5 protein-coding genes and 1 tRNA gene are annotated in these 12080 nt (G+C 36.5%); 3 read left to right on the top strand and 3 right to left on the bottom strand.

Features of this window, described 5'->3' with window-relative positions:
• Positions 1-2 precede the first annotated feature (2 nt).
• Entirely contained in the window at positions 3-818 is an 816-nt protein-coding gene (murQ, locus tag B8963_RS09510) for an N-acetylmuramic acid 6-phosphate etherase (protein WP_084061269.1), read from the top strand.
• Here the strand turns inward: murQ and B8963_RS09505 are convergent, their stop codons facing one another.
• Positions 819-1223: a c-type cytochrome gene (locus B8963_RS09505; protein ID WP_234989648.1), complete on the bottom strand. Its 405-nt coding sequence runs from the start codon at positions 1221-1223 to the stop codon at positions 819-821.
• A 14-nt stretch (positions 1224-1237) separates the two neighbouring features.
• Positions 1238-2359: a PQQ-dependent sugar dehydrogenase gene (locus B8963_RS09500; protein ID WP_084061268.1), complete on the bottom strand. Its 1122-nt coding sequence runs from the start codon at positions 2357-2359 to the stop codon at positions 1238-1240.
• 134 nt (positions 2360-2493) lie between these two features.
• Here B8963_RS09500 and B8963_RS09495 point away from each other — a divergent pair, with 134 nt between their 5' ends.
• Together B8963_RS09495 and B8963_RS09490 are read left to right on the top strand one after the other, a co-directional pair.
• Positions 2494-11091, top strand: coding sequence for a T9SS type B sorting domain-containing protein (locus tag B8963_RS09495; RefSeq protein ID WP_084061267.1), 8598 nt, complete (start codon positions 2494-2496; stop codon positions 11089-11091).
• Positions 11092-11221: 130 nt separating this feature from the next.
• A tRNA-Pro gene (locus B8963_RS09490) sits at positions 11222-11299 on the top strand.
• Positions 11300-11457: 158 nt separating this feature from the next.
• On the opposite strand, the gene B8963_RS09485 is transcribed toward B8963_RS09490, so the two are convergent.
• Positions 11458-11997: a hypothetical protein gene (locus B8963_RS09485; RefSeq protein ID WP_234989647.1), complete on the bottom strand. Its 540-nt coding sequence runs from the start codon at positions 11995-11997 to the stop codon at positions 11458-11460.
• Between the last annotated feature and the right edge of the window lie 83 nt (positions 11998-12080).

Below are 12080 nucleotides of genomic sequence, written 5' to 3'. Positions count from 1 at the left end.
TTATGAATTTTAAAAAAATAACCGAAACTCCTTCAAATTATAATGATTTGGAGCAAATGGATACCAATACCTTATTAAAGAAAATAAATGAAGAGGATCAAAAAATTGCTAGTGCTGTGGCATTGGTTATTCCTCAAATTACAAAATTAGTAGATGCAGCTGCTTTACGTTTTGAAAAAGGTGGTAGATTATTTTATATCGGGGCTGGTACAAGTGGACGTTTAGGGATATTAGACGCTTCTGAAATACCACCTACTTTTGGAATGCCACATGAACGTGTTGTTGGAATTATTGCTGGAGGAGATTCTGCCATTAGAAAAGCCGTTGAAAATGCTGAGGATAACACCACTCAAGCGTGGGTAGATTTAAAAGCACATAATATTAATGAAAATGATGTACTTATAGGTATTGCAGCTTCCGGTACAACTCCTTACGTATTAGGCGGAATCCACAAAGCAAAGGCTCATGGGATTCTTACTGCAGGTATTACCAATAATCCTGGATCACCTTTAGCAATTGCTTCGGATATTGCTATTGAGATTAATGTTGGGCCAGAATTTTTAACCGGTAGCACACGAATGAAAAGTGGTACTTCTCAAAAGTTAGCGCTAAATATGATCTCTACTGCACTGATGATTAGAATTGGTCGTGTAAAAGGTAATAAAATGGTAAATATGCAATTAAGTAATGAGAAATTAGTAGACAGAGGTACTCGTTATTTGGTGGAAGGTTTAGGTATTTCTTATGCCGAGGCCGAAAAATTGCTTAAAACCCATGGATCGGTACAAAAAGCTACTGAGGCTTATAATGCCCTATGATTATTTTTTTGTAATTAAAGAAACTTCTTCAGGGGTTACTAGTTTATCTGATTTATTTCCCCAAGAATTTAGAATATAATTCATAACATCTGCAATTTCTTCATCTTCCAATCCCATAGAAGGCATAAGTCCGTTGTATTGTACCCCATTTACAGTGAGTTCTCCTTTTTGACCGTATTTTATCCCTTTAATGCTTTCCTCTCTGTTCTTTTTTAAATAGTCAGACTTTGCTAATGGAGGAAACGCATTTTTTACACCTTCGCCTTCTGTTAAATGGCAAGTAACGCAGAAGTCTGCATAAATAGCTTTACCTCGCTTCATACTTTTTTCCAATTCGTTGTCTTGAAATAAGAAGTTAGTTAATAGTGATATCGCAACTAGATAGATTAAAAAAAATGATTTCATAAGGACAGTTAATTCTAATTTATAGGATTGAGTTTGTATATGCCTTTTCCTTCAACAGCAATATAAATAAGTCCGTCTGGACCTTCTTTTACATCTCTTACTCTTCCTATTTCTGGTAATAATATTTCACGTTTTTCAACTTTATTGCCATCCATAATTAATCGTTCTAAATATTGAAACTTTAAAGAACCTACTAAAAGATCACCTTTCATTCCCTTATACTTATCACTTGTAATCATTGCCATGCCGCTCGGAGCTATGGATGGAACCCAATAATGTATAGGTTGTTCCATGCCTTCCATTGCTGTTTTGTCAGTAATTGGAGTACCGCTATAGTTAATTCCATATGTAATTACTGGCCAACCATAGTTTGCGCCTTTTTTAATAATATTAATTTCATCTCCTCCTTGTGGCCCATGTTCATGATCCCAAATTTCACCAGTATTCGGGTGCTTTATTAATCCTTGCGGATTTCTATGGCCATAACTATAAATTGCCGTTTTAGCGCCTGCGGAGTTAACAAATGGATTGTCTTGCGGAACGGATCCATCATCATTTAACCTGTAAATTTTTCCACCATCTTTAGTAATATCTTGAGGATTAATATCTCTTTCACCCCTTTCACCTATAGAAAAATATAAAAAGCCATCATTGTCAAACACTATTCTTGAGCCAAAATGTTGTCCGGCGGTTGTATTAGGAGATGCTTTGTAAAGTAGTTGTTTTTCAGTTAAAGCATTGTCTTTTAATTTTGCTCGCATTAATGCTGTATTACCGCCTTTTTCATCTCCTTCCGGAGAAGCATAGGTAAAATAGATCCATCCATTTTCATTATAATTTGGATGTAGAATTATATCTAATAATCCGCCTTGTCCTCTTTGGTAAACTTCAGGAACATTAGAGATTTCTATTTTTTCTCCTTTACTAAAATGAATGATTTTTCCTTCTTTCTCGGTTATTAACATGCTATTGTCGGGTAAGAAAGTTATACCCCACGGAATCTGTAGGTTATCCACAAAAAGTTCTGCGGAAAATGGGGGATTTTTTGCCTCTATTGCCTTATTATCTGCCTGCTGAGCGCAAGAAAAATTAAGCGTTACAACGATTAAATATAGATGGATAATACTATTTTTCATATCTTAACGTTAGATAATTTATATAAGGAATTTAATTTTTAATAAATATAAACAGATTTTATAAGTATAAATAATTACACTAAAGAATATTGTTGATCCCAAGTCTTAAATATTCTTTTTAACCTACGAAACCTATGCTATCCAAAAAATCAAGACAATCTTGCTACTTTCTAGTACTTGTTGTTTTCTTTTTGATTATCACTTCAGTTTTTTCGAACACTGAAATTTATAAGATAATCAAAGTATCTTCAACAGAACTTATAAGTTCTCTTGAGAAGAGACTACCTAAAGTTAAAAGTACTCAACAGAAAGATGCTAAAATTACTTCAAACGGAAATGAAGTAGTTTTTGAAACTCCACCTTTTTTTGCAACTATAGTAGCCAATGCAGATGAAATTGTTACTTGTACCAACGATGGTGCAACACTAGCTCGTTTTAATCTATGTGGTAATTTTGATACGCGTATAATTGCTTTAGATCAAGCCTATAGTACCTACCAGTGGGAAAGATTAACTACAGGATCTTGTCCTAGTTTTAATATTGATTTGCAATGTCCTACATATACTTGTGCAGGCTCTTGGGTTGCAGCAGGTTCGGCATCTACATTGACTTTAGATCCAAATACAATACCTTCAGGTACAGGTGCAGAGTTTAGAGTAAGAGTTAATGGAGGATCTTATTACTATATAAAAGTAAAAAAGAGTACCATTAGTCAGACCTATGTTAAGCGTGATTATATCTGCGGTGTTGATGGAAGAATACAAATAACCAATCTTTCAAGTGCTTATGAATATGCAATAAATAGTGGTTCAGGTTTTGGAGCATGGCAAGGTGCAATTTTTGATAATTTAACTCCTGGAACATATATCGTAAAAGCTAGATTAAGAAACACACCAAATACGTGTGAATATCCATATGAACCTATTGTAATAGAATCAAGAGAAATAGATATTGATGTTACCGTTAACGATGCGCAATGTTTTGGTGAGAATGGTAGTATTGCGGTACAAGTAAACGATGTTCCTGGTCCATATAAGTATACCTTATTAGATAGCAACGGTTTTCCACAAGAGTTTACATCATTTATAGCGAGTAATACGTATAATTTTGCTGCTGTAGGTTTTGGTACCTATAGTGTACAAGTTGAAACACAACAATGTAAAGGTGATGCAGCGAATGGTATTGCAGCACCAAGACAAGATTTAGATACAAGCGGTAATCCTATTGTTATAGGAGATGGATTAGTTGCACTTGCAGCATCAACCGAAGTAAATAGTAGCTTTGGATGTGCTAACATTACTAATGTAGATATTATTGTTAGAACTTCAGGTGGAGCAGGACCTTATACTTTTACTGTAAATGGAGGTGCAACGAGTAGTCCGTCATATACAGGACAAACAACGTATTCTGTTTCTAGTGCTGGAGATTATAATTTTTTAATTACAGATGCTAACGGATGTACAATAACAGCATCGGCAAATGTTCAAGAACTAACTCCGCCAGTCGTATCTGCAACAGGAATAGATGGAACTTGTACCAATGGTGGTGCTAAAATTAATTTTAATGTAACCGATGCAAAGGGTTATAATTTATCATTTAGAACTTTACCAACAGACCCTTGGGTATCTTCAACGCAAATATCTGTTTCAGACGGGACTTATAATTCTTTAGAAGTTAGATATCAACAAGGTAGTTTTTCATGTACTATGATTTTACCTTCCGTTACCGTAACTAGTGATGCTACAGTAAATGGTACAGTTTCTAAACTATCGGATCAGACTTGTAATGTAGGAGGCGGAACTACTGGAGGAAGTATTCAGTTTGGTGCAGCAAGTGGTGGTTCTGGAAGTGGATACCAATATAGTGTAGATGGTGTTAACTTTTCTGGCACTCAATTGTTTACTGGTTTAGCACCAGGAACCTATACACCAATTGTTCGTGATAATAGTGGATGTAGACTTGAATTAACGCCTATTGTAATTAATCAAGTAGATCCGCCAACAAATCTAGATTTTACTCAAGCGAATATTAATTGCGCATTAGGAACCACTGATGTACAACTAACGCCAACAAGTAATGCAGCAATTGCAAACTATAGTATTATAAGTCCGAGTACCGTTAACAATGGTGCTAATGCTACCTTTACCGGATTAAGTACATCTACAACCTATACATTTAGAATTACGGATGTTAACGGTTGTATGTATACAGAAAGTTTTACCCCAGTGGTAATAAGCTCAATACGCGCCAGAGTAAAATCGGGCGGAGATTTAAGAGTGTGTAATGGAGCCACAGATGGTAGTGGTGCTTTTATCATAGATGGTTTTGCAACGAATTATACCTATCAAATAAATGCGGAACCAGTTAGTGCTCCACAGAATGCGGCACAAGTAGATTTAGTTTCTCGTGGTGCTGGTACGTATACTATTACGGTAACCGATGTGGATACTGGTTGTACAGATACCGCCTCTATTACAATAGCTCAATCAACAGGAATTACACTGGCACCAACTATTACAGCTATGAGTTGTTCTAATAGTAATATTGGTAGAGTAGTGGCAAATACAACTGGAGGATGGGGTAGTTATAGATATACCTTAGTTTATCCAAATGGATTTACTGTTGGTCCTACATCAAACAGAACTTTTGGTAATTTAACCATGGCATCTACACCAACTACACCTTATAGATTAACCGTAGTTGATGCAGAAGGTTGTACCGATACTTTTGAATTTCAATTAACACCGTTAAGTTCACCAACAATTTCAATAGCATCGGCCAACTTATGCTACGAACCTGTTGCAGGGGCTTCTGTAACGGTTAGTGCCACTGGTGGAGCTCCAGGTTATTCTTATAGAATAAATAATGGAACTTACCAGGCAAGTGCTACTTTTTCAAATTTATCACCAGGTACACACACTGTTGAAGTTAGAGATGCCAATAGTTGTACAGATACGGTTTCAATTACTATAAACAGACAATTAAGAGTAAGTACTTCTATAGAAACTGAAATTCCTTGTGGTGGCGCTCCTGGAGAAATTCGAGTAAATATTTCAAACGGATATTTATCTAGCGCAACGCCAAAACAATATCAAGTGAGTAGTGATAATGGGGTTACTTTTGGGCCATTATCAAATTTTACAGCTAATTCATTTTTATATCCTGTAACGGTAGGTGGAAATTATGTTTTTCGTGTAACAGATAACCAAGGTTGTGAAGCTTTTTCAGAACCCTTAGATGTACAAGATCCATTAAATATTGCAGCTACAGCAGATCCTATACCTGCAAGTTGTGGTGATCCAAATAGTGGTGGTGTTAGAATTATTCCTGATGCGACTAGCGGTGTACCACCATTTCAGGTAGATTTTGGAAATACAGGAACGTATACAGATCAAACGGTGTACACTGGCTTAACAGCAGGAGCAACCTATAATTATACAGTTCGTGATGCTAGAGGATGTGTAACTAGTGGTTTGTCTATTCTTATTCCTACCAGCCCAAACGCTGCACCAAACGCAACAGTTTCTTCTACAGATGCATCTTGTAGTGTTTCTGGTACCAACGCAGGAACCATAGAAATCACCAATGTTACTGATGGGACACCAGATTTTACATATATAGTTTATAACAGTTTTGGTATCGAAATTTTACGTGTAGGACCAACAGCTAATACCGTTGTAAGTATTTCTGATCCACTATTAGTTCCAGGGAATTATACCGTGAGAACTGTAGATGCTTTAGGTTGTAGTGATGTAGATTCTGTAACGATTAGTCAAATAGATTTAACGGTTGTGCCAGATCCAGTAACACCAGTATGTAATGTGGCTGGTTTTACAAATACTGTTACCATTGTAGGTGGCGTAGGACCAAACTTTTTAATACGTTTGGCAAGTGATCCATCAGCTCCAGTTACTCCAAATTTACCACCACGTAGGCACACTTTTAATGGTTTGCAATTAGGTGTTACCTATATTGTTGAGGTTATCGATTTAGGCACAGGTTGTGTTTATTTTGAAGAAATTGCACCGCAAGATGGTCCTACACCTTTAGATATTGTTGCTACATCTCCAACGGCATTTTGCGATGATTTGGGGAATGGAAGAACAGAGTTTACGGTAACAGAATTTGTAGGTCCTGATTTAGTGATAGATTTAATAGATCCTTTAACCGGAGCAGTTTTACAAACACATAATGCTGCAGGACAGACAGGTGGGGCAGGTTCAACTTATTCAGGAGTTTTCGATATTGCCCCAGGAAGATACACCATACGTGTTACTGACGCAGACACTTGTACAGATGCTACGCTTATTGATGTAGTTTTAAATATGCCTAATCTAGATATCATTTCTAATATTCCAGCAAATTGTAATGCATTAGGTCAGTTAACCGTACGCGGTAGTGGAGGTGCAGGCGGCCCTTATAGTTATGCCTTTGTGCCTGCTGGAGCTCCAGTCGATAAAGATGGTACTGCAACACCAGCTGATCCAACAGATGATTTTACGAGTGCGAATACAGCAGTTTTACCAGGAAGTTTGGCAGGGATTGCCTATGATATCTGGGTGATTGATGCTAGAGGATGTACATTTAATGTGTCTGAAGATATCATTTTATTACAACCGCCTTTACCAGCCCCAACTGTTATAGTAAATAATCAGTGTGCAGCTTCTGCAGCATCTTTTGCTATTACAGTTACAATGCCGGGGAATATAGATACACCAAACTTTACATTAAATGGTGAAAGCAAATTTGGAATCTATAATGCTGTTAGTGATTTATGGGAAGCATCGTATACCGTTGGAACTCCAGGAAATTACACAGTTTCCGTTGTAGATGCTAATGGCTGTACGGGTTCTGGAACCGCTGAGGTATATGAATTCTTATCCGGTACTGGAGAATTTACAGCGATTCCAATTTGTAATAATCCTGACGGAACGATAACAGTAACTACGAATGGTGGTAGTGGTAACTTTACTTTTGAGCTTCAAGATAATCTTGGGAATGCTATAGGCGGTGTTCCGACAAACAATACTGGTGTATTTGTTAATCAAAGTCCTGGAGAATATTTAGTTTTAGTCACTGACAATTTAGTGAACGATGGAACGGGGTTCTGTTCTTTCAGTGTACCTGTTAATTTAGATTTGGCTGTACCGCCAGTAATTGAATCTGAGATAGTTCAAGATATTAGTTGTAATGGGTCTAATGATGGTAGTATCACTATAATTTTACAGGCAGGTACTGATGTAGATCAACCTATAGAGTTTATTTTACGAAACACAGTTACTTCAGCAGAAGTAACAAGAAATAACACAGGTGTATTTAACGGACTTGCACAAGGTAGTTATCAGGTAGAAGTGCTAACAGAACGTAATTGTTCCGTATTGTCAAGTGTAATAACCATAAATGAGCCAGCAGTATTTGAAATTTCGGCAACCAGCACTCCGTTTACTTGCGAAATTGGAGCAAACAGATTTAGTTCTTCAATTATAACAGTAAATATTGACCAAGTTGGTACAGTAGGTATTGGTTATCAGTATAGTATTTCGGGTTATGAAAATTATCAAACTTCAAATACATTTGAAATTATAGACAATGGTTCTACCCAAGTAATTACAGTTTATGCAATAGATGGCAATGGTTGTAGAGACGAATTTACGTTGCCTGCAATTGCACCACCATCTGAAGTGCAAAGTGTGTTGGCAGTACAATCAGTACTTAATTGTGAAGACCCAGAAACTGTTAGAATAACAGTAACAGGTACCAATAATTTTACGGTAGAAACAACATCAGCAGTTGCAGTGGCAGATGTTACAAATTCAGGAAGTAATCAATTTGTAGATATTGATTTACCAGTATCAGGAGAATATTTATTTGTAGTCCGTGATAATGTAACAGGATGTTTATATCCATTACCTAGACATGATGTGATTGATCCAATAAATCCTATTGCTACAATTACTGAAGCGAAACCTGTTCAATGTTTTGGTGATTCTAATGGAGAACTTTTTATCAATGTAATTAATTATACAGGTGTTTATGAATATACGGTATACCGTAGTGATGATGTAACGCAATCTACACCTATTACTACAGGAACGTTTGATACCGCAAATTACCCAGATGCAATAACAGGAGAAGATGCACGAATTACCGGATTACCTGGAGGCAATTTTTATGTAAGAGTAAGAGCGTTAGCAGTGCCTAAATGTATTGATGATAGTAATGTAGCAAATATTAGAACACCTAATGGACCATTAGCTGTACCATCAATAGAGATTGATAATGTTACATGCGATGATAATGCAGGTATAATAGTTGCAACAGGTCAAGGTGGATGGGATTCGTCTCCTTATAATTATCGTCTATTACGTGAAGATAGTGCAGGTACAATTACCATTGGTAGTGTAAACTATACTGAGGTATATCCTTATGCTTTGGCCAATCAATTTAATGGCTTGTCTAGTGGAAATTATAGAGTAGAAATAAGAGATGTTGAATTATGTGAAAACTTCTTCGACATAACTTTAAACCCTATAGATCCAATTATTGTGGGGATCCGTGAACCTCAAGGACTAGTTTGTCCAGATGGAAATAACGCGGTACTTGAAGCCTATGATACTACCACAGGTGATGCTATTACAGCGACAGCTGGGGCAAGCGGAGGAGTACCTGGTTCAGGTTATAAATACCAATTATTATATTTAAATAGTAATAATAATACCGACGTTGTTTCAAGAAGTGGACTTCAAGATTCACCAACATTTGATGGTGTAACAAGTGGTTTTATTAGTGCAGGATGGTATGCCATAGAGGTGTCGTCAAGTTTTAATTGTATAGGAGTTTCCCCAGCGTATTACGTTGTGCCTCCACCGCCAATAGACCCTAAATTAGTTCAAGTAAGAGCACCTGGTTGTGGTGGTGCTGGACAAATGCGATTAAGTATTGAAAACCCAGAAGTTGGTTATACTTATGAATATAGATCAGTGGCTGCAAATGCTAGTGATCCTTTTATTCCAATGACAGGAACCTCTGTTTTAATTGACGGTGTCCAAGGATTCTATCAATACGATGTTCGTAAGGTTGGAGGCGCTGGAGCTTGTACAAGTTTACGTTCGGAAGGGATTACCTTAGTAGATGCACAAGCGATAGAATTAGTAGCTAATTTGCCTGATGATATTTCCTGTGCTACTGAGAATGACGGTAGAATAGAATCGTTCTCATCTGGTGGTGTTGGTAACGAAATGTATACTTTATATTTAGGAAACCCAACTCCTGCTTCATCAGCGTATACAGCATTTAATCCTGATCCTGCGGCAACAATTGTTAGAGCAGCACAAACCGATGGAACTTTTGAGGGCTTACCTGAAGGTACCTATTATATTGGTGTAACTAGTGGAATTAGTTGTGGAGATGTTGAAGGACCTTTGGTAATTACAAGACCTGAAGCTATTGTTTATAGAATTTCTACAACAAATATTACTTGTAACGGAGATAATGATGGGTCAATTACAGTGGAAGTACTTAGTGGTGGAGAAGGATTAATCCAATTCGCTATTAATCCTAATTACAATGAATTTTTTAGTGACCCTGCAAATCCAGGGGTATACACCTTTGAAAATTTGGCAGCAGGTTCTAACTATGAAATCTTAATACAGGATGAAGAAGGATGTGGCGAATTTGTCACGATACAGCCTATTACTGAACCAAATGTTTTAACAATATCTGACGTTGTAACGCAACCAGAAATTTGTTTAAACGCTTATGATGGTGAAGCTCAATTAACCATTACAGGTGGTACACCGTTTAGAGACATGGTTACCTTCGCTAACTATTATGAAACACGAATTGAAGGAGTAGGTTTCCCTGCTGTTGATCCAACAGATCCTAATCAAGGGTATGTTCGAAATGATGATTTACTTTTTACGAATCTACAAGGTGGTGAGTCTTATCAGGTGTATGTTCGTGATGCAAATGGTTGTACTACAGAACGTTCCATTACTATTGGTTTAGGTGTGAATTTAGAATCTACTGCAATTGTTGAGTATGGTTGTGATGGTATTTTCCCAAATAGTACTGTAACTATTGAAATGACAGATAGTTCAGTAAGATCAGAGTTATTATTTAGTCTAGATGTAGATGATATGTCTTTGGCTTCAAGTTCTAATACATTTGGAGATTTACCAGCAGGCGATCATATAGTGTATATCTACCACAGTAATGGTTGTATGGATCAAGTAAGTTTTACGTTGGACGAGTATTTTCCATTAACATTATCTGTTTCAAAAACTGGTCCGGATGAGATGACCGCAATTGCAACAGGCGGATATGGTAATTATGAGTATTCATTCCAAGGAGTATCTCAAGGAAGCAACAATATTTTTAATCTAATAATGGATGCCAATGTTGTTGTGCGAGTTACAGATGAAAGAGGTTGCGTTGCATTAGTTACCATGCCATTTAATTTTGATTCTATGGTAGAGTTTCCAAATTTCTTCACACCAAATGGTGATAATATGGGAGACACTTGGGCACCAAAAAATAGAGAATATTTCCCTTATATAGAGGTGAAAATTTATGATCGCTATGGCCGTGTAGTGGCAATTTTAGATCAAATTCGTTCTTGGGATGGAACCTATGAAGGTAATGAATTGCCAACAGGTGATTATTGGTATGTTGTTAATGCAAACGATATGGATAAGCAGCGTTATGTTGGGCATTTTACATTGTACAGATAAACCCTAATTAAATATTAAAAATTAAGGCACTTGATTCAAGTGCCTTTTTTGTTTTTATAGTTTGATATGTAAAGTATTGTTGTATATTTGCAGTCCGAAAAAAGAAATGTTTGTAAAATATCATTCTTTTCGGGGTGTAGCGTAGCCCGGTTATCGCGCCGCGTTTGGGACGCGGAGGTCGCAGGTTCGAATCCTGCCACCCCGACCAGATTCAATCCAATCATGCAAATGGTTGGATTTTTTAATTTAGAATACTAGGTCGCAGGTTCCCTCGAATTCACGGAACTTCCACCCCGACGAATAAACCTCTGTAAAAACAGAGGTTATCAATTCAATTTAAGCGTATGTGTTTTATTAGAATTTTCACTACTCTTCGAGTACTTTTAATTCTGCTTCGTATTCTTCAATATATTTAAAATCATGAAACCAATAGGTAGATGATATAATTTCATAAACTAGCTTATCTCCTTCAGTAGCTGTCTTTTTATATTGCCAAATAATGTCTTTTGCATCTGGAAAATCTTCACCATTTAGCTGATCATAAAAAAGTCTTTTGATAAGTGTGTTTTCTGGCATTCCTGAGGTTATTAATCGAATTAAATTAGCTTCAATTTCACTCTCGAAAACCGCTATGCTTTTTGGGTTTTTAGCCGTAAATTCTATTTGCATTACCACAGCTTCTGGATGTGGAAATTTACCATTATAAGCATCAAATAGAATTTGTGTTGCATTAAAAAACTCTTCATGCATGGAAAGATCTGCGTATTCTTCCCAAATTTTTTCTTCTACCATTTCATTAGAAATATTATCTCTCTGACCAGCATTTAATCGATCTTGAAAAATATATTCCAAGATTAGTTTTGCCGCTTCTTCAGGTTCATTGTCTGAAATAGATAATAAACACATTTCTTTTAATTCATTAGGGTTTAATGCGGAAGCATCTCCTTAATCCATAATTTCTAAAAGCTTTTGATAATCGGTATTAGACC

Source organism: Cellulophaga tyrosinoxydans, assembly GCF_900176415.1.
Classification (GTDB): Bacteria; Bacteroidota; Bacteroidia; order Flavobacteriales; family Flavobacteriaceae; genus Cellulophaga; species Cellulophaga tyrosinoxydans.
This window is presented reverse-complemented; position numbering and strand designations above follow the sequence as displayed.